We start from the raw sequence: 21,680 nt of genomic DNA on the forward strand, positions 1-21,680 counted from the left end.
CCCTCCGCCACACCGGCCGCGACCACCACCGACCCCTGGCAGCCCTCGGCCTCACGTGATCAACCCGGACAGATCGCGATCATGCAATGACCCTGCCCGCCTCATGGTGCTCATTCCACCTGGCGAAGATCGCCCACTGTTCGCGTTCCAGTTCCACCGCTGAGTTGGCGGCGGGCCAGACGCTGTACTCGTCGGCCTCGTCAGCGTGATTCCCATCGTTGCCCTGGAAGTAGTGGGGCCTACCCTCGACATCGGCGAGGCCGGCACGCGGCCCGTCGTACCACTCCAACTCGACGTACACGCGCTCGAAGCCGTCCGCGACCAGCTGCACTTCGTCCCAGGTCTCAGCCACACACCCAGGCTACCGACGAGCGGCCTCCGCATCCATGATCACGATCTACGGCTGGAGTACTGGCGCTACAGTCACACGTCGCGATCTGGTTCGATGGCCTTCGGGGGCCACTGGCCCCGGCTGAATCGTGGAGGCGGGCGGATGGACGAGCGCACGGTCATGCTGAACGAACTGGCGCAGGGTCTGCGCCCGCTCGGGCAGGGTGTCGAGTGGTTCGAAGCCCTGCCTTCCGAGCGCCAGTTGGAGGTTCTTCGGGATCTGGGCGGGCACTGCATCCAGGCGCGGGCGACGGTGGAGGACGGACCCGAGAGCGTACGGCTCGCGGGTATCCGGCCGACGCACACCCCGGCGGTGCTGATCACGCGTGGGCAGTTGGTCGGCCAGCTGACAAAGATCGTCAACCTGCCGCAGGACGAGCGCGGGAAGGCGTTTCGGCTGTTGGTCGCGTTACTGGGGGTGGCGGACAAGCGCCGACGGGAGCAGTTCTGCGCCGATGGATGCACCCATGCCTGGCATTAGCTGGCGGCAGGGGCCGAAACCGGCCGAACCCTCGATCCCTCCGTGCGGGTTTAACAAACCACCGGTATCAGGGGTTCTCCGGAGGTGCCGTCCATTATTCGAGCAGACCGTGGTCGCGGGCGTAGAGGGCGGCCTGGGTCCGGTCGCGGAGGTTCAGGCGGCCGAGGATGCGGGAGATGTGGTTCTTGACGGTGCCTTCACTGACGTAGAGGCGGGTGGCGATCTCGCGGTTGGCGGCGCCGGTGGCGATCAGCCGGAGCACCTCCAACTCGCGCGCGGTCAGCATTTGTTGCACCGGGGGTGGTGAGGGCGGAGCGGTCAGAGCAGTGGCCAGCCGGCTGATCACCGAGGTGTCGAACTGAGCCACCCCGGCGTGCACCAGGCCCACCGCGCGGGCGAGTTCTGCCGAGGGCAGGTTCTTCAGCAGGTAGCCGACCGCGCCCGCTCGGAGTGCCCGGGCGACGTACTCCTGGTCGTCGAAGGTGGTGAGCATGACCAGCCGGCAGCCGGGCACCCGGGCGGTGATCGCCTCGACAGTCCCGATACCGTCCAGGCCCGGCATTCGGACGTCCACCAGAGCGACGTCCGGCCGGTGGGCCACCGCGGCCTCGACGGCCTGGTGGCCGTCGGCGGCGGTGCCGACCACGCTGATGCCCGGTTGGATGTCCAGCAGTGAGGCGATCCCCTCGCGGACCAGGTCCTGGTCGTCCACCACGAGGACCCGGACCTGCGGCTCGATGCTCATCGGACCAGCTCCGCCGCGCGGTGCACACGCGGCACGGTGACCGTGACCACCACGCCGGTGGGCCCGTCGGCGGGGCGGTCACGGACCTCGACCAGGCCGCCGAGCGCCTCCACCCGCTCCCGCATGCCGCGCAGCCCCGACCCCGAGCCCGGGGCGGGCGACGCGACGGTGAAGCCCGTTCCGTTGTCGGTGACCACCAGCCGGGCGGAGTGCTCGCCGTACTCCGCCGTGACCTGGACCCGGGTGGCCCGGCCGTGCCGTCTGGCGTTGGTGAGCGCCTCCTGCGCGGCTCGGTAGAGCGCGGTCAACCTGCTTGATTCATAGGCGAGTTCGTCACCGGTGAGGTCGAGCGAGACGGTCAGCCGGTCGTCCCCGAGATGGCGGACCAGGTCGGTGAGAGCACGGGAGAGCGAGAACGGCCGGACCTCGCGCAGCGCGCTGACCGACTCCCGTACCTCGGTGAGCGCCCGCCCGGCCGACCAGCGGGCGTCCGAGACCGCCCGGGCGGCGGCCGCCGGGTCGAGCTCGCGGAACACCTCGGCTTTCTCCAACTGGACGGCCACGGCAGTGAGATGGTGCCCCAGGCTGTCGTGGATCTCCCGGGCCACCCGGTTGCGCTCCTCGGCCGTCGACAGCTCGGCCACCTGCGCCGCGTACCGCTCCAGCTCGGTCAGGGCCCGCTCCAGCCGGGTGCGGCCCTGCTGCTCGCCGACTGCGACGGCGGCCATCGACAGTGCGAGGGCCAGCGCCAGCGCGAACATCAGCAGGTCGGAGACGTACGCCGACCGAAGCCACCAGTGCGGCACCCAGAGGCCGTACCCGGTGACCAGCAGTGCGACGCAGCCCGCGCCGCTGAGCAGTGCGACCCGGCGGCCCAAGGTGAAGTACGCGCTGAACGGCACCAGTACGAACAGGGCCCGGGAGACGCCCGAGCCGTCGAGCGCGGCCGTGGCCGAGAACAGGAGCAGGCGGACCGTCAGAAGTGCCGCCGCCGGGGCGAGTCGGCGACGGCGTTCGACCAGTTCCAGTGCGAGGAGCAGGGCCAGTCCGGCCACGAAGCCCGCGACCCGGCCCAGCTGGGAGGCCGTTTCGGCGACGGCGGCGTGGTAGAGCCCGCCGGCCAGGACGGCCGCGTACAGCACGGGTGGTATCCACGGCACGGGGCGGGCGGCCCGGTCGGTCGTGTCGGGTGCCATCTGGGTGCCCCTCACTGTGGTGGTCCGCCGCGGTGGTGGCCCGTTCGGCACCCTATGCGGCCCGGCGACCAGGTGGGCGGCCCGGCCGTGCATGGTGGCCGGAGGTCATGTGCCCTCCGGCCCGGGCTCTGGCCGTTCGGCACTCCTCGGCGTCCGGGCCCGCCCCCTAGCGTCAGGGGCATCCCCAGCACCACGACTCCAAGGAGTTCTCGATGTCCCGACGTTGGCGCAGTCTCGTCGCCCTCGTGCCGGCCCTGCTGACGGTGGCCCTGGTACCGGCCGTCCAGGCGGACGCCGCCGGCCGTGGGTGCCAGTCCGACCGGCCCTGGGTGCCCGGCGCCGAGCGCCTGGTGGCCAGCTGCCTGGCCGACCTGACCACGGCCGGTACGGTCGCCAGTGGCCACACCAACCCCCTGGACTACGGCGGCCTGCAGGCGACACTCGGCGTGGTCAACCCCTCCGGTGTCCCGGGCGTCCAGCTCGACGGCTACTTCCCGGACAGCTCCACCACCAACACCAACCACGGCTGGAACCACGACAGTCAGTTCGTGATCCGGCTGCCCGAGCACTGGAACGGCGGCCTGGTGGTCGCCGGGCCGCCCGGTATCCGGCGGCAGTACGCCAACGACCAGATCATCAGCGACCAGGTGCTGGCGAAGGGCTTCGCCTACGCCGCCACCGACAAGGGCAACACCGGACCCCAGCTCTACCGGGACGGCGACAAGCCGGGCGACGCGATCATGGAGTGGCACCTGAGGGTGGCCCAACTGACGGTCGCGGCCAAGCTGGCGGCGGCCAAGCACTACGGGCGGGCGCCCAGCCACACCTACGCCGCCGGGCTCTCGGCGGCCGGGTACCTGGTTCGCTGGCAGATCGAGCACTTCCCGCAGCTCTACTCGGGCGGCGTGGACTGGAACGGGCTGATGATCAACAAGGAGGAACCCAACCTGCTGAGCAACCTTCCGCCCGCGTTGCGGGCCTATCCCCGACTGGACCGGAAGGAGCCCGGCGCGCTGGAGGCGATGTACGCCGCCGGGTACCCGGCGGGCTCCGAGAAGCTCTGGCCCATCAACTACCAGACCCAATGGGACTCCCTGCAGCGGGTGATCCGCGAGGAGCTGGACCCGGAGTACGACGGCGCGACCGAGGCCGGCACCCCGTTCTGCCCGGAGGGCACGGGCGCCGGCTGCGACACCGACTACGACTACGCCACCCGCCCGCAGCAGGTGCACGACGCGGTCGGTCGGGTCTCGTTGAACGGCCGGATCGGTAAGCCGCTGATCTCCATCCAGGGCACCCTCGACGCCCTGCTGCCGATCACCAGGAGCGGCGACGTCTACGACCGCATGGTCACCGACGCGGGCCGGGCCGACCTGCACCGGTACTACCGGATCACCGGCGGTACCCACGTCGACGCCCTGGTCGCGGCCGACACGAGCCGCCTCCGCCCGATGCAGTCCTGCTTCGTGACGGCTTTCGACGCCCTGGTGAGCTGGACCAGGAACGGCGTGGTCCCGGCCCCGAGCCACACCTCGCCGGAGCCGGTCGGGGACAGCTGCTCGGCCGGTCAGTAGGCCGGTGTACCAGCGGGTCGGCAACGGACGCCGGGTCGGCAGTGGGGTTCCGCCGACTGCCGGCCCGGCGTTCCCGGACGACCTGGGCGACGAACTGCGGGGCGGTGGACCGTTTGAAGGGGGTCTGCAGGGGGGGCTTGAGTGCGGACTTCTCCAGATCCGGCCGATGGTCGACTTCGACAGGCCGGTGCGGGGGCCATCGTGGCCCGTGCAGTGGCGCGGTGGTCCGGTCGGCGGTCTCCTGCACCCGGACGCGGTGCCTGGCGAACCAGCCGTTGACCGCCAGCTGCGGCGAGCGTGCGAAAAGCTGTGCGCCGGTGAGCAGACACTTGACGGCGGCCAGCGGCCCGAGCGGCTGAGGCCGTGTCACGAGGCTTGTCGTCGGTCCGGCTTGACGGGGCCTGGAGGGCAGGCTGCGCGCCGGGGGTCAGTCCTCCAGGGGGATCCGGAGGGTGCGGAGGGTGGCGGCGAGCATCCGGTACTGGCCGACGAGGATGACGAGTTCGATGAGCTGCCGGTCGTCGTACAGGCGGCGCAGGGCGTCCCAGGTGCGGTCGGTCAGCTCGCCCAGGTCGTGGATCTCGTCCGTCGCGCGCAGGACGAGCAGGTCCTCGCCGTCCCAGTGGCCGTCCAGGGCAGGGGAGTCGAGGGAGGCGATGGCCTCCTCGCTGAGGCCGGCCGCGCGGGCGAGGGGGACGTGGTGCGCCCACTCGTACGCGCAGGCGGACCGGTGGGCGGTGCGGAGGATCGCGAGTTCGCGTGCGCGGGCCGGGAGCAGACCGGTGAGCAGCAGGGTGCCCGCGAATCCCACCCAGGTGCGGAACAGTTCGGGGTGGCGCGCCAGCACGGTGAAGACGTTCAGCGGGGCGTCCGCCGGGCCGGGGACGGTGAGCGGGAGCGTCCGGGCGATCTCCTGCCAGGTGTCGGGCGGGACCGGTTCGATCCTGGGGGAGGGGCCGGCGGGTCGGGGTGGGGTCGGTGCGGGCATGGGGCGTCCTCGGGTGCTGAGGGGGTGTCACGGGTGCGTGGTGACCGGGCTTTCACGGTACCCACGGGCGCGTGCGTTCCGGAGCAACCCGGCCGCCCGGGGCGATTGGACGGCGGCGCCGCGCACGTCTACATTCCTGTAGACGCATGTGAGGGGCGGAGTGCCGGCATATCGGTCTCCTGCCTGTTTGCCCGATGTCCTTGGGAAGGGTGCACGTGAGCGCGATCACTGTCGGACAGGCGGTTGTCCTGGGCATCGTGGAGGGGGTGACCGAGTTCCTGCCGGTCTCCTCGACCGGCCACCTGAAGATCACCGAGGGGCTGATGGGCATCCCGGTGGACGACACCTCCGTGGTCGGTTTCACCGCCGTCATCCAGGTCGGCGCGATCGCCGCCGTGCTGCTCTACTTCCTCAAGGACATCGTGCGGATCGTCTCCGCCTGGGGGCGCGGCCTGGTGAACCGCGAGGAGCGCTACCACCACGACTACAAGTTCGCCTGGTGGGTCATCTACGCCACGATCCCGATCGTCGTGGTCGGCCTCGGGGCCAAGTCGCTGATCAAGGGCCCGCTGGCGTCGCTCTGGGTGGTCGCCGGGTCCCTGATCGTCGGCAGCGGCGTGATGTGGGCGGCCGACCAGATGGGTCGTCACAAGCGCGGCGAGGACGACACCTCGTTCAAGGACGCGATGATCGTCGGTTCGGCGCAGATCCTGGCGCTGCTCTTCCCCGGCTTCTCGCGCTCGGGTGCGACGATGTCCGCCGGTCTGATGCTCGACCTCGACCGGGTGGCCGCCACCCGGCTCTCCTTCTTCCTCGGCATCCCCGCCCTCACCGGGGCCGGCCTGTACGAGCTGAAGGACGCCCTGGGCAGCGGGACCGGCACCCTGCCGCTGGTGGTCGGCACCGCAGTCTCGTTCGTTGTCGCGTACGCCTCGATCGCCTGGCTGCTGAAGTACGTCGCCAAGCACTCGTTCAACGTCTTCGTGATCTACCGGATCGTCATCGGCCTGCTCCTCTTCGGCCTGCTCGGGACCGGCGTGCTGAACGCCTGACCGGCGGGTTCAGGCGAGGGCGGTGGTCGGCAGGGTGAAGGCGGTGACCAGGACGGCGACGCGGGCGTGGTGGTAGCGGTCCCCGCGGTCGCCCTCACCTGACCCGCTGTCAGGCGGACGGCCACGGGCTGTCCCGGTGCGGGCAGGCGGGCCGGAGCACTACCGGGCGCTGTCCGGCGGACCCGGCGGGCGGACGGTGCCGAGCAGCAGGGTGACCAGCTCCTCGATCACCTGGTCGAGGGTGGCCTCGAACTGACCGGCCGTCCAGTCGTGCAGCAGCCCGTTGACCGCGCCGATGAACGCCGTCGCGGCGATCCCGAAGTTCCGGGGCGCGGCCTCGCCCCGGGCGACGGCCGCCTCCGCCTCGGCCACGATCAGCTGCACCCAGCGCGAGCGCCGGAGCAGCCGCTGGCGCTCCAGCTCCTCGCTGACGCCGATGATCTCGACGAACGCGATCCGCAGCCGGCGCCGGTCCTCGGTGGCCGCGGTGACGTAGGCCCGCAGCACGGCGCCGATCCGCTGCTCGAAGGTGAGACCGGCCGCGTCGGCGAGCGCCCGGAGCACGGCCCGCTCGGTCCGGTCGTTGACCAGCAGGTGCAACTGCGCGAGCACGTCCTCCAGGTTGCGGAACTCCTCGTAGAACTGACGGGTCGACAGCCCGGCCGCCTCGCACAGCCCCGTCACCGACGCCGCCCGGTAGCCGGGCCGGTCGCCGAACTGTTGCAGCCCGGCGGCCAGGAAGCGCTCCCGCCGCTCGGTCCGCCGCTCCTGTGCCGACCTGCCGCCGTACGTACCCGTGGCCAGTCCCACTGCCCCAACCCTCCGCCGTCCCCCGCCGATTGTCGCGTACCGGGGTCTTGCCAGGGGCGCCGAGGGGTCCCTACCGTCGAGTAGCACCAATCTGACTATCCGTCTTTTCAGACTTCTGTGTGCACCGGCGAAGGAGCCGCGATGTCCCCCGTCCGATCCAGGCGTTCCCGGCACGTCCGAACCCTCGGCGCCCTCACCGCCGCGCTCGGCCTGCTGGTCACCGGCACCGGCGCCGCTGCGGGCACCGGCGGACCGCAGGGCCCGGCGTCGCTCCTGCGGGAGGTGATGTTCGTCGGCAACAACTGGGACGGCACCGCCGACGTGATCCGCTCCGGCGGTGACCTGGCCAGGATCGGCCGGGTGAACGTCGTCCCGGACAAGGACCAGCGCCTCACCGAGATCTACCTCAACCCGGTGAAGCTCGCCTACTTCCTCGGCATCCGGCTGGGCCCCGGCGAGGGCCACGACCAGTTCGTCGACGACATGTACTCCACACCGGACGGCTCGTCGGTGGTGGTCTCGCGTCCGAGCTTCGCCGACGTGGTGTCCATCGACCTCGGCAGCGGCCGGATCAACTGGCGCTTCCCCGTGTCGGGTTACCGCTCCGACCACATGGCGGTCTCCCCCGACGGCACCCGGGTCGCGGTCTCCGCCTCCACCTCGAACACCGTGCACGTCCTGGACATCCGGACGGGTGCCGAGCTCGGCTCCTTCCGCACCGGCGACAAGCCGCACGAGAACCTCTTCGCCGAGGGCGGCCGACGGATCTGGAACATGTCGATCGGCGAGGTCAACACCGCGCTGGACGCCCCGTGGCTGGACTGGACGAAGGGCGACCGCCGGATCACCGTGGTCGACGCCGACACCCTCGCCCCGGTCAAGGTGATCGACATGCGCGAACGGCTGGACGCCTTCGGCCGCCCCGATCTCTCCGACGCCGTCCGGCCCGCCGTCTTCACCCCCGACGGGTCGGCGCTCTACTTCCAGGTCTCCTTCTTCAACGGTCTGGTGGAGTACGACGTCGCGGCCGACCGGATCACCCGGGTGAAGACGCTGCCGAAGAACCCCGCCACCAGCGAGGACCGCACCACCTGGGTCAACGACTCGCGGCACCACGGGCTCTCGGTCAGCCCGGCCGGTGACAAGCTGTGCGTGGCGGGCACCATGGACGACTACGCGACCGTGGTCGACCGGGCCACCCTGCAGGAAGGCCCGCTGGTGCCCGCCGCGAAGCCGTACTGGGCGACCGTGAGCGGCGACGGGCGGTCCTGCGTGATCTCCGAGAGCGGCGCCGACCAGGTCACCGCGATCGACTTCGCCACCGGTCTGCGGACGGCGACCGTCGCGGTCGGCGACCACCCCCAGCGGGTCCGCCTCGGCCACGTGCCGGCCGCCTGGACCGGGCCCAGCTCCGGCTGATCGACCGTCAGCCCTCGGCCCCGGCGCGGGACTTGCCGCGCCGGGGCGCCGCCTTGCCGCGGATCTCCTCGGTGGCCGCCCGGAATGCGGGTGCGGCGCGGGCGAAGTAGTCGAAGAGCACCGCCTGCTGCTCCGGCGGATAGCTGCCGATCAGCGCCGCGATGTGCCGGCGGGCCGGGCCGACCACGTCCTCGACCCGGTCCAACGCGTCCGGCACGGGCTCCACGATGACGCGGCGCCGGTCCGCCGGGTCGGCGGTGCGCCGGGCGTAGCCTGCCCGTTCGAGGCGGTCGATCAACCGGGTGGTCGCCCCGGTGGTCAGCCCGGTGCGGGCGGAGAGCTCACCGGAGGACAGGCCCCCCTCCAGGGTGATGAGGCTGAGGGCGTACCACTCCGAGGTGTGCAGGCCGGCCGCCTCCGCGCTGGCGAGCCCCTGGAGCCCGACCGCGTCCAGGTACTGCCGGAAGACCGTGTGCGCTCCCGCACCGTTGCCTGTTGCCATGACCCGGGTCTCCCTCTACTTTAATATCTGCACGCATGCAGATACTGCATGTGGACAGCATCTGCTTCAGTCTAACCAAAGGGGAGTGGTCCGTCATGCAGTCCACCAGCGAGCCCATCGCCATCCAGGCCGTGCTGAACCGGTTGGTCGACGCCTGGGGGCGCCAGGACGCCGAGGCGTACGGCGAGTTGTTCACCGAGGACGCCACCTACGTCACGTACGTCGGCACCTTCTACCAGGGGCGCCACGACATCGTGGCCAGCCACCGCGCCCTGTTCGAAGGCTTCGCCAAGGGCACCAGGCTGGCCGACGAGACCCTGGCGATCCGCTTCCCCGCCCCCGGCGTGGCCGTGGTGAGCGGCCGCGGCGACACCTACAAGGGCAGCCGGCCCGCGAAGCTCGGCAAGATCCAGACGTACACACTCGTGCTCGGGGCCGACGGCGAGTGGCGGATCGCGGCCTTCCAGAACACCAGGCGCAGGCCGCTGACGGAGGCGGTGTCCTACCGGCTCGCCCCGGGCCTGGTCCCGGTGGCCGAGCGCCGGTGACCCGCACCACCCTTGGCGCGCTGCACCGCAAGACCCGTCCGACCGTCGTCCCCGGCACGGCCAACTCCCTCTTCGCCCTGGCGGCCCGCGTGCTACCGCGCCGCGCGGTACTCGCGATGCCCAGCCGCTGACGCCGGTCACGGCGAGCAGGTCGGGCGCGGCGACAGCGGACTCCGTGCCATCCGCACGACGTCCCGCAGAAGCCCAAGGCTCGCCGACCAGCTGCAACCGGCGTAAGGACAAGACGAATCGACGAGGGAAACCGGGACGGTAACGGAAGGCATTCCCGATAGGCCGTCAATTCGCGGGAGCCCCCCGGCACGGACTGGACGGCCCGCCACGACCGGCGGCCAGGAGAAGCAGCCGGATGGACGGGCCGGCAGACGGCCTCAGCCGACCGGGGTTCCCGGCGGGGACGTCCGGGGGATCGGTGTGCCGATCTGCACGGTGACGCAGTAAGTACCGCTGCCGGGCGGGGTGACCTGACCGGGTGGGCACGTGGTGGGGCGAGCCGGGACGTGGCTGATCGTCGGCCGGGGCCCCGGGTCGGTGTTCGCACGGCGAGTGGCAGACGGCTTCGGGGTCGCCGCAGGCGCAGGTGTGCGGGTTGTCGTCCGCTCCGGCTGCGGAGGGGTCGGTGACGTGACCAGCTCCGGCGAGGCACTGGGCGAGGGGCTCGGTGCGGAGCTCGGGGTCGGGCTCACGCTCGGGGACGGGCCGGTGGTGGGGGTGAGGCCGACAGGCTCCCGGACGGGTGCGGCGGCCGGAGTGTGACCACCTCGGAGTGCAAAACCGCCCATGCCCGCCAGAGCCAGCGCGCCGGCCCCGATCACCAGGCCGAGCGGGAGCCCGCGCAGGCGCCCCGGTCGGGCCGGCTGCTGATCGTCGTTGCTCTCCGCCATCGCCGTGCCCCGCCCGCTCGACCGTCTCGACCTTGCGGATCCCAGCCGTGGCGGAAGTCCTCGCCGCTTCCTGGGTGCGGCGCGGGATCCGGTCGAAGTTCGCAGCTCATGCCGCACGGTGGGCCCCACGGCCGCGAGGTCAACTACACTCCGCACACCACTGCGGACATGACGTCAGGGGTACCGCACCCCAACCAGGACGAGGCGCAGCCCGGTGCCGGTCGTCGGCTTCGGCGGCGACCGGCTCGATCACAACGACAGGACCATCTGTGGCAACCGATTACGACGCTCCGCGCAAGACCGACGACGACAGCTCGACGGACAGCATCGAGGAACTGAAGGCCCACCGCAGCGACAAGGCGGCCTCCGCCATCGACGCCGTCGACGCCCTGGAGGCCGCCGACGGATCGGAGCTGCCCGGCGCCGACCTCTCGGGCGAGGAACTCACCGTCGCCGTCCAGCCCATGCTGAACGACGAGTTCACCTGCACCAGCTGCTTCCTCGTCCACCACCGCAGCAGGCTCGCCCGCCTCAAGAACAACCAGCCCATCTGCAACGACTGCGACTGACCCACCCGCCCCACGGGCCCCGGGCGGTGGCCCGGGGCGGTGGGCCCGGGGTGCTGCCGCCTCGCCGGACTTCGTACGGAGAGCGCGGTCGGCTCCGCCCGGTGCGGCCGGGTGGGTCAGAAGATGGACCAGCCGGTGAGGGTGGTGAGGGCGTCGAGGGCGGTGATGCCGGCGGTGGAGTTGCCGTGGTGGTCCAGGGCGGGGCCCCAGGTGCAGATGGTGCAGCGGCCGGGGATGACGGCGATGATGCCGCCGCCCACGCCGCTCTTGGCGGGGAGTCCGACGCGGTGGGCGAACTCGCCGGCGGCGTCGTAGGTGCCGCCGATCAGCATGACCGCGTTGATCCGCTTGGCTTCGCTGCGGGTGAGCAGGCGGGTGGCGTCGGCGCGCAGGCCGTGGCGGGCCAGGAAGCCTGCGGCCCGGGCGAGGTCGCGGCAGTTCATGGCCAGGGAGCACTGCCAGAAGTAGTGGTCCAGGACGTCGGGGACGGGGTTGTCGAGCCGGCCGTGGTCGGCGAGCAGGTGGGCCAGGGCGGCGTTGCGGTGTCCGTGGCGGCTCTCGCAGAAGGCGACCTCGGTGTCGAAGTCGACGCGGGGGTTGCCGCTCTCGGTGCGCAGGAAGGCGCGCAGCGCGCCGCGCGCGTCGCCGGTCAGGGTCAGCAGCCGGTCGGTGACGACCAAGGCTCCGGCGTTGACGAAGGGATTGCGGGGGATCCCGTGCTCGCGTTCCAGTTGGGCCAGCGAGTTGAAGGGGGAGCCGGAGGGCTCCTTGCCCACGCGGCTCCACAGGGCGTCGCCGTCGGCGGCCAGGACCAGAGCCAGGGTGAAGACCTTCGACAGGGACTGGATGGAGAAGGGCTCCAGCCAGTCCCCGGTCCCGTGCGGTCTCAGCCGGGGGTTCGCCTCCGCGATCGCGAGGCCGAACCGGCCCGGATCGACCGAGGCCAGGGCCGGGATGTACTGCGCGACGCGGCCGCCGGTCAGTGCCGGTTGGACCGCGTGGGTGATGTCTTCGAACAGCACTCGGTAGTCCATGGTCCCCCCGGAGTGTGACGCAGCCGTCACTGCGTGTCTCCAGCATCGGGCGGACTGTCGGATGCCGGAAGGGCCGGGACAGAGGTTTCGTGCGCACGCTATGGTTACTCTGGGAGTGCACGATGCAACTGAGAGTGATAGTCGGATGATGGACCAGGTCAACCCGGATGACGATGCTGCTTGCGCCCACCCGACGGGTCCGCCGGTGGTTCCGGGCGTGGACGAGATGACCTCGCCCCCCGCGGTGGTCAAGTGCATGGGCCGCACCTACGGGACCACCTGCGCCCACGGCGCGGTGGCCGTCACCGACATCACCGACATCACCTGTCCCGTGCCGCTGGGCGACGCGCTGCCGGACGGCAGCGGCACCTGGGAGGTGCGGAGCGTCGGCGGACGGAACCTCGCCCCGGCCCGGGACTTGCTGCACGCGGTCGCGCTGCTGCGCGGGTTCCACTGGCCGACCCACCACCTGGGCTGACCCGGCGGGTGGCCGATCCGGCGCGCTCGACGTCGTCAACGGCCGGTACCAGAGGGCGCTTTGGCGGCTCGACCACGTCGGTGCCCAGGCTCGCCTTCGCCGGCCTCGGAGTGCTCGCCCCGGCCACCGCAGGTGGTCGGTTCGTCCCGGCCGGCAGTGGCACCGCTGGCGGCACCCCCGAGGCGGCCGGTGGTGGTCTCCGCCGGCCGGGACGGTGCTGGGCCAGGGCAGGTCCGGGCGGGGCCGGCGCCCCGCCGGGCCGTGTCCGGCGCCAGCTCCACCATGCTCAGCCATCCACCGGCCGGCGGCTGACGGGCTCGTTCGGCGGCCCGTGGTCGAAGCTTGTCCGGCTTGCAACAGTGACGCCCTGTCAGAGGTCGGCCTGCCCTGATTGGCCCGTTATGTCCCCGCTGGGCGGCGGGGTGCGCACACCCGCCGAACGTCGGATCGGAGTGGGGGCTCTTCGCGCGGACGGAGATGCAAAAGTTATCCGGCGGTCGGCGGCCACCGGTCGGGTAGGGCAGTCGACCCCTCGCGTGCAGGTCGGAGCGGGTGGCGCCTTGATGGTGTGTGTACGTGCCATGCCCTCGGGTGTGGTCCGCAAGGCCGGTCAGGCTCCGGACTGTTGAAAGACGCCCGGTGTTGAACGGCGGCTGGACACCACGTCGCGGCCGGGTTCGACGGCCAGGGGGTCGGGGGGCGTACCGGGCGTGGAGGCCGCCGCAGTCTCTGCAGGTGACCGGTGCGGACGGGTGGCTTCCGGCTGTGGTGGCCGACCCGGGCCCGGCCCGGGGCGACGTCGGGGCGGGCCGCTCCGGCGGGGCAGGAGGTGACTTTCGCCGGGCAGTTCGCCGTAGTGGCTGATGTGAGGTGAGGTGAAGTCGCGTCATGAGGGGCACCGGCGCCGACGAGTGGGGCTAGATTCTCTGCCCTGTAGTGACGGAGCGTCACTCTCCGGACCTCACCGAGGTGTTGAACTCGCCGGCGGGAGGGCGCCTGAGGCCGACTCCCTGCCTGGGTGCCAGGTGTTGCTGTCTGTTCGTGTGCGTTTGACGATGTGAGCGAGGTGATCACTCCAGGCCGTGCCGCCGTATCGGAAGGGTTGTGACGTGAAGAGAACCTGCAGGTTCGATCAGTGGAGGGTGAGTTACCCGACGGCCCCGGCGCAGGTGCTGGTGGCCACGGCCTTCCGCCACCCGCAGCGGGGACCGGTCGAGTGCCCGGCGGCCGAGCTGGTGGGCGGGGTCCTGTCGAGGCGGGGCTTCGAGGTCCGCTTCCTGTCGTTCGAAGAGCACCGATTGGGCGAAGGTGACCGCGAACGGGTGGGCGGGACCGTGATGTCGGCACTCTCCTTCCAGCTGCGCGACGGCCGGGTGCTCGGGCTGGCCGCCGCCGGCGCCGGCGCGGGGGAGGAGGCGGCCAGAGCGGCGGTCGAGGAGTGGGCGACGGTGCTGCGCACCCGTCGGATGATGGTGGCCGGTGCGGACCCGCTCTGTCCTGGCGAGCGGGCGGAGGCCGAGACGATCCGCCGGTTGGCGGCGGGCGGGCGGTCGAGGCTGTTCGTGCTCGGCACTCCCGCGTGGGGGCGGCTGCACGGCGCGGGACGTCCCGAGGTGCAGGTGGTCCGGGACCTGGCGGCCGTCCCCGACGGCGCGACGGTGGTGATAGCCGCGGCCGGGGTGGCGACGGCGGCCAGGGCGGAGGCGGTGGGGCGGGGGTTGGAGGTGGTCGACGCGACCTGCCCCCTGGTGGGCGCCGCGCATCGGGAAGTCCGGCGGATGGCCGGGCAGGGGGAGACCGTCCTGGTCGTCGGGCGCGCGAAGGGGCCGGCGGCGGGCCCGATGCTCGGGCAGGCGCCGCAGGTCACCGCACTGGTCGAAGGTGCGGCCCAGGCGGACGCGGTGCCGGTGGCGGACCCGGGCAAGGTCGGCGTGGTGATCCAGCCCGGCCTGCCGCTGGAGGAGGCGGAGCGCCTCGCGGAGCGGGTCCGGGCCAGGTTCGGCCACATCATTCCCCAGGACCCCGCCACCTACTGCCACGCCGTCAGCGACCGCAGGGCGGCGCTGCGCTCGCTGGCCGAGCGCTGCGACCTCCTGTTGGCCGTCGGGCCGTCGGGCGATCCGGACGTGGCCCGCACCCTCGCGGCGGCCCGGGCGGGCCGGGCGGTGGTCCGGCACGTGGAGGCGGCGTCGGACATCGAACCGCACTGGCTCGAGGGGGTGGCGGTGCTCGGACTGGCCCCGAGCTCGGGGACGCTCCCGGGCACGGCGGCGGCTCTGCTGTCCGTACTGGAAGGGCTCGGGCCGAGCACCACGGACCTGCACGAGGTGACCACCCGGCCGTGGGCCGAACCGGACCGGGCGGAGGCGCCCGCCCGTGAGCCGTTCGCCCTGGTGCCGGAGGCATCGGGCGATTTCAACGCCCCGGCACGTTTCAACAGGTAGCCCTCCTCGGCCCCTGTCACGCAGTGGCACCCGGCACGTTAGCTGGGTGCGCCGGTCCAGGCGGGCGCCTCCGACAGGACGGAGGCGCCCGCGCCCGGCGCCCACTCGACCGAAGGAGCCGCCGTGGCACCGCCACGTCCAGGAGACCCGATCCCCGGCCTGTACTGCCCGGCCGTCCCCGAGCCCGATGCCGCGACCGTGGCGGAGGTGGACGCGCGGATCGCGGAGTGGGTCGCCCGTGAGGACGTCTGCCCGCCGCAGTGGCGGGACGGGCTCGTCGGCTTCGGCGTCGGGCGGGCGGTCGTGCTCCAGTACCCCGACTTCGCCACCATCGACCACCTGATGGCCGCAGCCGAGCTGCTCGCCGCCGAGAACGTGATCGACGACTGCTACGTCGAGGACTTCGGGGGCTCGCCCGAAGGGCTCGGCGCCCGGCTGGTCATCGCCCAGAGCGCCCTCGACCCCGCCCACCTGACCAGCGGGTACGACCTCGACTGGGAGAAGGGCGTGCAGGCGGACGAGGCACTGCGCAGCTACCGCACCGCGATGCGCGACTTCGCGGCCATCGCCACCCCCGCGCAGGCGGACCGGTTCCGGCACGACATGGCCCGCCTGCACCTGGGCTACCTGGCCGAGGCGACCTGGAAGCTCGACGGCCGGGTCCCTGCCGTGTGGGAGTACCTGACGATGCGCCAGTTCAACAACTTCCGGCCCTGTCTGACGATCACCGACTCGGTGGCCGGCTACGAACTGCCCGCCGAGGTGTACGCCCGCCCCGACGTCCAACGGGCGGTGGCACTGGCGTCCAACGCCACCACCCTGGTCAACGACCTCTACTCCTACACCAAAGAACTCCGGATGCAGCACCCGCACCTGAACCTGCCGCTGGTGCTGCTGCCCGAGACGGGCGACGCCAGGAGCGCCTACCTGCGGGCCGTCGAGGTGCACAACGACGTGATGCACGCCTTCGAGGACGACGCGAGCCGGCTGCGCGGCCGACACCCGCAGCTGGACCGGTTCCTGGACGGCCTGGCGGCCTGGGTGACCGGCAACCACCGCTGGCACCAGACCAACACCGACCGCTACACGCTCCCCGACTACTGGACCTGACAGGGCGGCAGGAGATCGTGGGCCACTGCCCGAGGAGCCCCCCGTCAGCCCCGCCTGGGCGCCGTGGACGGCGTCCCGGCCCGGGGTGCGGGGAGCTGTCCGGCACGCAGCAGCACCCGGCGGGCGGCCGGCTCCCGCTGGTAGGTGCGCAGCCCGGTGCGCAGCTCGCGCAGGGCCGTGTCGCCGCGCGCCGACATGACCTGGGGGTAGTCGTCGAGGAACCTGTCCCAGGTGGAGCAGGCGAGTTCGAGGTGCCCCTGGCCGAGCTGGAGCCCGGCCAGGCGGGCGGTGGTGAGCATCCGGGCCCGGCGCTCCTGCCGGGGACGATGGCGCAGCGAGGCGGTCAGCGCCCGGCAGGCCCCGCGGATGTCTCCCGCCGCCGCGAGCACCTCGGCCTGCTGGTGGGCGAACGCGGCCCGGTGGTAGCCACCCAGTGGCGCGCCGCTCCCCTCGCCCTGCTCCAACAGCCGCTCGGCCTGGCCGAGCCGGATCAGGGCCAGCTGCCGGTCGCCGGTGGCCGCCAGGGCGAGCGCCTCCTGCCCGGTGACGAAGGCCGCCGACCGTGGTGACAGGCCGCCGGTCTCCCGGGCCGCGGCCTGGGCGAACTGGAGCGACTGCTGGGTGTTTCCCAAGTGGTGGGCCTGCACGCTCATCTGGCGCAGTGTCATGGCGTAGCGGGGTCGGTCGCTCACCTCGGAGGCGAGCTGGGCGGCGATGCGGAAATACGCCTGGGCAGCGCCGTGGAGGCCGGCGTCGAAGGCGGTGAAGCCGGCGAGATAGGCGAGATCGACGCTGGCCTGACGGAATTTCCGGCTGACCGAGGGTGAGGCCGGTGCGGCCAGGTGGGACGCGATGTCGGTGGAGAGATAAGCCGTCAGGGCAGGGCGCAGGTGGGCTCCGCCGAACACCTCGTCGGCGTCGGCGAACAGGGCCACCATCAGCTCGGCGGCCTGGATGTGCGCCGTTCCGATCCGTCCGCGGGCGGCTTCCGGGCGGGGGCGCCCGGCGACCTCCGGCAGGTCGGGATCGAGCAGGTACGGCAGCCGGCGCAGTGTCTTCAGCCCGATCGGGGTGTCCTCGGTGAGCTCGCGCAGCCGGTCGTGCGGGGCCGGGAGGACCGGCTGGTCGGCGGACGGGTCGGACTGGCCGGCCCGGGGGGCGAGCCCGGCCTCCTGGAGCCCGATGCCGCGGCCGAGTTCCCGGGTGAGGACCTGGCAGATCAGGGCGCACACCTGGTCGCGAGGTCGGGTGCCGGCCAGCCAGTGGGCCACGGCCGTCCGGTCGTAGTGAATGGTCAGTGCACAGCGGACACCTTCGGCATTGACCGATTGTGCCAATTTGTGGCCGGTCCAGCCGGTCTCGTCGAGGAGGGACCGGAGCTTCAGATTCGGCGTTCGACGGACACTCAAGCCAACCCCCTGATCGCGGGCCAATGGCTGACGGAAAATCAGATGTTCAACAGGTGAGGGGCTTTCAACACCCAGCGCACCCCGACGGGTTCCGCGCAGCCGGGAAATGGAGCGTACTGGCTACTCTGGACGCCGGCCGGCCCCGTGGCAAGTCCGCCCGGTGAAGTCCTGATCGCTGTCGAGGACGACGGAAAGGGGACCGGTGATGACCGCCGTCACTGCCGAGTACGGTGAACACCAGAGCGGGCCTCTCCTGGACCGTGCGCGCGGGCTCGTCGATGCCCTGTTGCGTACCTCGGTCCAGGAGATGCCCCCCAGGATGCGGCTGGTCTGCGGCTACCAGCTCGGCTGGTGGGAGGCCGACGGCCGCGCCCGGACCGGGGGAGCGGGCAAGGCCCTGCGCCCCGCGCTGACCCTGGCCGCGGCCCGGGCGGCCGGCGGGGTCGGTGCCGACGCGGTGCCGGCGGCGGCCGCCGTCGAGCTGGTGCACAACTTCTCGCTGCTGCACGACGACGTGCTGGACCGGGACGAGACGCGCCGTCACCGGCCCACCGCCTGGAAGGCGTTCGGCACCACCGACGCGATCATGGCGGGCGACGCGATGTCCGTGCTCGCCCCGCAGGTGCTGGCCCACCAGGACCACCCGGCACTGGCCGAGTCGGTGCGCCGCCTCGGCGTCTGCGTCGCCGAGCTGTGCGAGGGCCAGCACCTGGACTGCGCCTTCGAGCAGCGCGGCGAGGTCAGCCTCCGCGAGTGCCTGGAGATGGTGGCGGGGAAGACCGGCGCACTGCTCGGACTGTCCTGCGCGCTCGGGGCGCTCGCCGTCGGGGCACCCGCCGGGACGGTGACGGCATTGGACGCCTTCGGCCGCCAACTGGGCCTGGCGTTCCAACTGGTCGACGACCTGCTCGGGATCTGGGGCGACCCCGCCGTCACCGGCAAGCCCGCCGGCGCCGACCTGCAGGTCCGGAAGAAGTCCCTGCCCGTCGTCGCGGCCCTCGCCGGCGGGACCGAGCCCGCCCGTCGGCTGCGCGCCCTCTACACCCTGCGCCGCCCGCTCAACACGGCCGAGGTGACCCGGGCCGCCGAACTGGTGGAGCAGGCCGGCGGCCGGGCCTGGGCCGAGGAACAGGCCCGGCTGTACACGGTCTCGGCGTTGGAGACCCTCGACCTTTCCCTGCCGCCCGGCGGCGACAGCACCGCGCTGCGCGCGCTGGCCGCGATGATCACCCGGAGGAAGCTGTGACCGCTGAGCCGGGCCGACCCCGGTCCCGTACCGTACTGCTGGCCGCGCCCCGGTCGTTCTGTGCCGGGGTGGAGCGGGCCATCGACGCGGTGGAACGCCTGCTGGACGCCCCGGGCCGGTCCGAGCCGGTGTACGTCCGCAAGCAGATCGTGCACAACACCCACGTGGTGGCCGACCTGGCCGGGCGCGGCGCGGTCTTCGTCGAGGAACTCGACGCCGTACCCGAGGGCGCCACCGTGGTCTTCTCCGCCCACGGCGTCTCGCCGGAGGTCCGACGCCAGGCGGCGGAGCAGCGGTTGACGGTCGTCGACGCGACCTGCCCGCTGGTGACCAAGGTGCACTCCGAGGCGCGCCGCTTCGCCGCCCGGGGCGACACCATCGTGCTGATCGGGCACGCCGGTCACGAGGAGGTGGAGGGCACCCTCGGCGAGGCACCGCGGTCCACCGTCCTGATCGAGACACCGGAACAGGCCGCCGAGTTGGAGGTCGCGGACGACTCCCGGGTCTCCTACCTGACCCAGACCACGCTGGCGCTGGACGAGACCGCCGAGGTGGTCCAGGCGCTGCGCACCCGCTTCCCGCTGCTCCAGTCCCCGCCCGGGGACGACATCTGCTACGCGACGACGAACCGTCAACTCGCCGTCGAGGCGGTGGCGGAGCGGTCCGACCTGGTGCTGGTGGTCGGCTCCGCGAACTCCTCCAACTCGGTGCGGATGGTCGAGGTGGTCCGCCGGCGCGGCACCCCCGCGCACCTGATCGAGGACGCCGGCGGCATCGACCCCGCCTGGATCGAGGCGGCGGACACCATCGGCCTGTCCGCCGGGGCCTCCGCACCGCCCGCCCTGGTCGGCGAAGTGATCGAGTTCCTGGGCCGGTTCGGTCCGCTGACGGTCGAGGAGCACATCACCACCGTGGAAGACATCACCTTCGGACCGCCCGCACCAGTGAGGGACCAGTCATGACCGCACCCACCACCGTCGGCACCGGGCCGGAGCTGCGGCAACCCGACCTGCTCGCCGGCCTGGACGGCCCCGAGGACCTCAGGAAGCTGCCGGCTGACGGCCTGCCCGAGCTGGCGGAGCAGATCCGGGCCCTGCTGATCGACAAGGTCAGCGCGGTGGGCGGGCACCTGGGCCCCAACCTCGGGGTGGTCGAGCTGACCCTCGCGCTGCACCGGGTGTTCCGCTCCCCGCACGACACCCTGCTGTTCGACACGGGTCACCAGTGCTACGTGCACAAGATGCTGACCGGGCGTCAGCACGACTTCGACGGCCTGCGGCAGGCCGGCGGCCTGTCCGGCTACCCGAGCCGGGCCGAGTCGGACCACGACGTGATCGAGAACAGCCACGCCTCCACGGTGCTGTCCTACGCCGACGGCATCGCCAAGGCCCGGGCCCTGAACGGCGGGAGCGACCGGGCGGTGGTCGCGGTCATCGGTGACGGCGCGCTGACCGGCGGGCTCGCCCTGGAGGCACTCAACAACCTCGGCGCCGCCCCCGGTCGTCCGGTGGTGGTGGTCCTCAACGACAACGGACGCTCCTACGCCCCCACCGCGGGCGCGCTCGCCATCCACCTGGCCGCACTGCGCGGCGGTACGGCGGCGGGCAACCTGTTCGAACAGCTGGGCCTGGCCTACCTCGGCCCGGTCGACGGGCACGACACGGCCGCGCTGGAGCTGGCGCTCGGTCAGGCGCGTGCCTTGGAGAGACCGGTGGTCGTCCACGTGGTCACCGACAAGGGGCACGGCTACCTGCCGGCGCTGGCCGACCGGGCCGAGAAGATGCACGCCGTCGGGGTGCTGGACCCGCTCACCGGCCTGCCCCGTTCGGCGGCCGCGCAGCCCACCTGGACCGACGTGTTCGCCGAGCACGTCACCGAGTTGGGCGCGCACTACTCCGACCTGGTCACCATCACCGCCGCCATGCCGGGGCCGACCGGACTGTCCCGGTTCGCCGACCGCTTCCCCGACCGGTTCTTCGACGTCGGGATCGCCGAGCAGCACGCGGTGGCCAGCGCGGCGGGCCTGGCCACCGCCGGGGCGCGGGCCCTGGTGGCGGTCTACTCGACCTTCCTCAACCGCGCCTACGACCAGGTGCTGATGGACGTGGCCCTGCACCGGCTGCCCGTCACCTTCGTGCTGGACCGGGCGGGCGTCACCGGACCCGACGGCCCCAGTCACCACGGCATGTGGGACATCCCCCTGCTCGCCTCCGTCCCCGGCATGCGGGTCGCCGTCCCGCGCGACCCGGCCGGTCTGCGGACCCTGCTCGCCGAGGCCGTCGACGAACAGGAACACCCCACCGCCGTACGGTTCCCCAAAGCCGTCGCGGGCGCCGACATCGCGGCCCTGCACCAGGTGGGGCCCGTCGACGTCCTGTTCCGCTCCACCGTCCACGAAGTCCTGATCGTCGCGGTCGGGCCGTTGGCGGACGAGTGTGTGAAGGCGGGTCGGTATCTGGCCGACACCGGTATCGGGGCGACCGTGGTCGACCCGCGCTGGGTGCTCCCCGTACCCGCCGAGCTCGTCACCCTCGCCCGGCAGCACCGCCTGGTGGTCACGGTCGAGGACAACATCCGCAACGGCGGTGTCGGCGCGGCCGTCGCCCGGGCGCTGGCCGACGCCGGGGTACAGGTGCCCGTCACCACGATGGGCCTGCCGGACCGCTTCCTCGAACACGGACCGCGCGCCGACCTGCTGGCCGCCGCCGGACTGACCGCCAAGGGCATCGTGCACACCGTGCTGTGCGCCAGGGCCGACCGGCCCCATCCCCGTACCTGAGCAG

Annotated in this window: 20 protein-coding genes; 12 read left to right on the forward strand and 8 right to left on the reverse strand. The window is 72.3% G+C overall.

Translation table 11 applies throughout. From position 1 onward, the window contains the following. Positions 1–79: 79 nt before the first annotated feature. On the reverse strand, positions 80–352 hold the full coding sequence (locus ACIRPK_RS13710) for a hypothetical protein (protein ID WP_403037428.1): 273 nt from the start codon (positions 350–352) through the stop codon (positions 80–82). A gap of 141 nt (positions 353–493) precedes the next feature. Here ACIRPK_RS13710 and ACIRPK_RS13715 point away from each other — a divergent pair, with 141 nt between their 5' ends. After that, entirely contained in the window at positions 494–871 is a 378-nt protein-coding gene (locus ACIRPK_RS13715; protein ID WP_403037431.1) for a DUF5958 family protein, read from the forward strand. Positions 872–965: 94 nt separating this feature from the next. Here the strand turns inward: ACIRPK_RS13715 and ACIRPK_RS13720 are convergent, their stop codons facing one another. Together ACIRPK_RS13720 and ACIRPK_RS13725 are read right to left on the reverse strand one after the other, a co-directional pair. Continuing rightward, the gene (locus ACIRPK_RS13720; RefSeq protein WP_403037434.1) at positions 966–1,616 is read right to left on the reverse strand and encodes a response regulator; all 651 of its coding nucleotides are present in this window, start codon (positions 1,614–1,616) and stop codon (positions 966–968) included. Next, positions 1,613–2,812, reverse strand: a complete 1,200-nt coding sequence (locus ACIRPK_RS13725; RefSeq protein WP_403037436.1) for a sensor histidine kinase — start codon at positions 2,810–2,812, stop codon at positions 1,613–1,615. Before ACIRPK_RS13725 ends, ACIRPK_RS13720 begins: the two co-directional genes overlap by 4 nt. A 212-nt stretch (positions 2,813–3,024) precedes the next feature. On the opposite strand from ACIRPK_RS13725, the gene ACIRPK_RS13730 reads away from it, so the two are divergent. Then, positions 3,025–4,386 (forward strand): tannase/feruloyl esterase family alpha/beta hydrolase, encoded by a 1,362-nt coding sequence (locus ACIRPK_RS13730; protein ID WP_403037438.1) that lies wholly within the window; start codon positions 3,025–3,027, stop codon positions 4,384–4,386. 427 nt (positions 4,387–4,813) lie between these two features. Here ACIRPK_RS13730 and ACIRPK_RS13735 read toward each other — a convergent pair whose 3' ends face one another. Then, on the reverse strand, positions 4,814–5,374 hold the full coding sequence (locus ACIRPK_RS13735) for a carboxymuconolactone decarboxylase family protein (RefSeq protein WP_403037440.1): 561 nt from the start codon (positions 5,372–5,374) through the stop codon (positions 4,814–4,816). Positions 5,375–5,589: 215 nt separating this feature from the next. Here ACIRPK_RS13735 and ACIRPK_RS13740 point away from each other — a divergent pair, with 215 nt between their 5' ends. Continuing rightward, the gene (locus tag ACIRPK_RS13740; protein WP_403037442.1) at positions 5,590–6,426 is read left to right on the forward strand and encodes an undecaprenyl-diphosphate phosphatase; all 837 of its coding nucleotides are present in this window, start codon (positions 5,590–5,592) and stop codon (positions 6,424–6,426) included. A 159-nt stretch (positions 6,427–6,585) separates the two neighbouring features. On the opposite strand, the gene ACIRPK_RS13745 is transcribed toward ACIRPK_RS13740, so the two are convergent. Beyond that, positions 6,586–7,236: a TetR/AcrR family transcriptional regulator gene (locus ACIRPK_RS13745; RefSeq protein WP_403037444.1), complete on the reverse strand. Its 651-nt coding sequence runs from the start codon at positions 7,234–7,236 to the stop codon at positions 6,586–6,588. A gap of 141 nt (positions 7,237–7,377) precedes the next feature. Between ACIRPK_RS13745 and ACIRPK_RS13750 the strand changes: the two genes are divergently transcribed. Then, positions 7,378–8,655 (forward strand): YncE family protein, encoded by a 1,278-nt coding sequence (locus tag ACIRPK_RS13750; protein ID WP_403037446.1) that lies wholly within the window; start codon positions 7,378–7,380, stop codon positions 8,653–8,655. 7 nt (positions 8,656–8,662) lie between these two features. Here ACIRPK_RS13750 and ACIRPK_RS13755 read toward each other — a convergent pair whose 3' ends face one another. Further along, complete coding sequence (locus ACIRPK_RS13755) at positions 8,663–9,157, reverse strand: MarR family winged helix-turn-helix transcriptional regulator (RefSeq protein ID WP_403037449.1); 495 nt, start codon at positions 9,155–9,157, stop codon at positions 8,663–8,665. 95 nt (positions 9,158–9,252) lie between these two features. On the opposite strand from ACIRPK_RS13755, the gene ACIRPK_RS13760 reads away from it, so the two are divergent. Beyond that, positions 9,253–9,705 carry an SgcJ/EcaC family oxidoreductase gene (locus ACIRPK_RS13760; RefSeq protein WP_403037451.1) on the forward strand — a complete coding sequence of 151 codons (453 nt, stop codon included), beginning with the start codon at positions 9,253–9,255 and terminating at the stop codon, positions 9,703–9,705. A gap of 1,171 nt (positions 9,706–10,876) precedes the next feature. Continuing rightward, entirely contained in the window at positions 10,877–11,176 is a 300-nt protein-coding gene (locus tag ACIRPK_RS13765) for a DUF4193 domain-containing protein (RefSeq protein ID WP_403037453.1), read from the forward strand. A gap of 116 nt (positions 11,177–11,292) precedes the next feature. Here ACIRPK_RS13765 and ACIRPK_RS13770 read toward each other — a convergent pair whose 3' ends face one another. Then, positions 11,293–12,210, reverse strand: coding sequence for a glutaminase (locus ACIRPK_RS13770; RefSeq protein WP_403037454.1), 918 nt, complete (start codon positions 12,208–12,210; stop codon positions 11,293–11,295). A 226-nt stretch (positions 12,211–12,436) separates the two neighbouring features. On the opposite strand from ACIRPK_RS13770, the gene ACIRPK_RS13775 reads away from it, so the two are divergent. The 3 genes from ACIRPK_RS13775 to ACIRPK_RS13785 all read left to right on the forward strand — a co-directional run bounded on the left by ACIRPK_RS13775 (position 12,437) and on the right by ACIRPK_RS13785 (position 16,242). After that, positions 12,437–12,688: a hypothetical protein gene (locus ACIRPK_RS13775; RefSeq protein WP_403037455.1), complete on the forward strand. Its 252-nt coding sequence runs from the start codon at positions 12,437–12,439 to the stop codon at positions 12,686–12,688. Between the two features lie 1,142 nt (positions 12,689–13,830). Further along, positions 13,831–15,132 (forward strand): hypothetical protein, encoded by a 1,302-nt coding sequence (locus tag ACIRPK_RS13780; RefSeq protein ID WP_403037458.1) that lies wholly within the window; start codon positions 13,831–13,833, stop codon positions 15,130–15,132. A gap of 42 nt (positions 15,133–15,174) precedes the next feature. After that, the gene (locus ACIRPK_RS13785; protein WP_403037842.1) at positions 15,175–16,242 is read left to right on the forward strand and encodes a family 2 encapsulin nanocompartment cargo protein terpene cyclase; all 1,068 of its coding nucleotides are present in this window, start codon (positions 15,175–15,177) and stop codon (positions 16,240–16,242) included. 44 nt (positions 16,243–16,286) lie between these two features. Here ACIRPK_RS13785 and ACIRPK_RS13790 read toward each other — a convergent pair whose 3' ends face one another. Further along, positions 16,287–17,513 (reverse strand): hypothetical protein, encoded by a 1,227-nt coding sequence (locus ACIRPK_RS13790; RefSeq protein ID WP_403037461.1) that lies wholly within the window; start codon positions 17,511–17,513, stop codon positions 16,287–16,289. A 343-nt stretch (positions 17,514–17,856) separates the two neighbouring features. Between ACIRPK_RS13790 and ACIRPK_RS13795 the strand changes: the two genes are divergently transcribed. The 3 genes from ACIRPK_RS13795 to ACIRPK_RS13805 are packed head-to-tail and all read left to right on the forward strand — an operon-like array spanning position 17,857 to position 21,676. Further along, on the forward strand, positions 17,857–18,897 hold the full coding sequence (locus ACIRPK_RS13795; RefSeq protein ID WP_403037464.1) for a polyprenyl synthetase family protein: 1,041 nt from the start codon (positions 17,857–17,859) through the stop codon (positions 18,895–18,897). After that, entirely contained in the window at positions 18,894–19,859 is a 966-nt protein-coding gene (gene ispH, locus ACIRPK_RS13800; protein WP_403037466.1) for a 4-hydroxy-3-methylbut-2-enyl diphosphate reductase, read from the forward strand. The genes ACIRPK_RS13795 and ispH overlap by 4 nt, the downstream gene beginning before the upstream one ends. Continuing rightward, on the forward strand, positions 19,856–21,676 hold the full coding sequence (locus tag ACIRPK_RS13805; protein ID WP_403037469.1) for a 1-deoxy-D-xylulose-5-phosphate synthase: 1,821 nt from the start codon (positions 19,856–19,858) through the stop codon (positions 21,674–21,676). Before ispH ends, ACIRPK_RS13805 begins: the two co-directional genes overlap by 4 nt. The last annotated feature ends 4 nt before the right edge of the window (positions 21,677–21,680 follow it).

This window comes from Kitasatospora sp. NPDC101801, from assembly GCF_044766665.1.
Taxonomy (GTDB): domain Bacteria; phylum Actinomycetota; class Actinomycetes; order Streptomycetales; family Streptomycetaceae; genus Kitasatospora.

Coding starts and splice junctions, on each gene's coding strand:
- ACIRPK_RS13715 (WP_403037431.1), top strand. CDS start 494: ATGGACGAGCGCACGGTCATGCTGAACGAACTGGCGCAGGGTCTGCGC.
- ACIRPK_RS13720 (WP_403037434.1), bottom strand. CDS start 1,616: ATGAGCATCGAGCCGCAGGTCCGGGTCCTCGTGGTGGACGACCAGGAC.
- ACIRPK_RS13725 (WP_403037436.1), bottom strand. CDS start 2,812: ATGGCACCCGACACGACCGACCGGGCCGCCCGCCCCGTGCCGTGGATA.
- ACIRPK_RS13730 (WP_403037438.1), top strand. CDS start 3,025: ATGTCCCGACGTTGGCGCAGTCTCGTCGCCCTCGTGCCGGCCCTGCTG.
- ACIRPK_RS13735 (WP_403037440.1), bottom strand. CDS start 5,374: ATGCCCGCACCGACCCCACCCCGACCCGCCGGCCCCTCCCCCAGGATC.
- ACIRPK_RS13750 (WP_403037446.1), top strand. CDS start 7,378: ATGTCCCCCGTCCGATCCAGGCGTTCCCGGCACGTCCGAACCCTCGGC.
- ACIRPK_RS13755 (WP_403037449.1), bottom strand. CDS start 9,157: ATGGCAACAGGCAACGGTGCGGGAGCGCACACGGTCTTCCGGCAGTAC.
- ACIRPK_RS13760 (WP_403037451.1), top strand. CDS start 9,253: ATGCAGTCCACCAGCGAGCCCATCGCCATCCAGGCCGTGCTGAACCGG.
- ACIRPK_RS13770 (WP_403037454.1), bottom strand. CDS start 12,210: ATGGACTACCGAGTGCTGTTCGAAGACATCACCCACGCGGTCCAACCG.
- ACIRPK_RS13775 (WP_403037455.1), top strand. CDS start 12,437: ATGACCTCGCCCCCCGCGGTGGTCAAGTGCATGGGCCGCACCTACGGG.
- ACIRPK_RS13795 (WP_403037464.1), top strand. CDS start 17,857: ATGACCGCCGTCACTGCCGAGTACGGTGAACACCAGAGCGGGCCTCTC.
- ACIRPK_RS13805 (WP_403037469.1), top strand. CDS start 19,856: ATGACCGCACCCACCACCGTCGGCACCGGGCCGGAGCTGCGGCAACCC.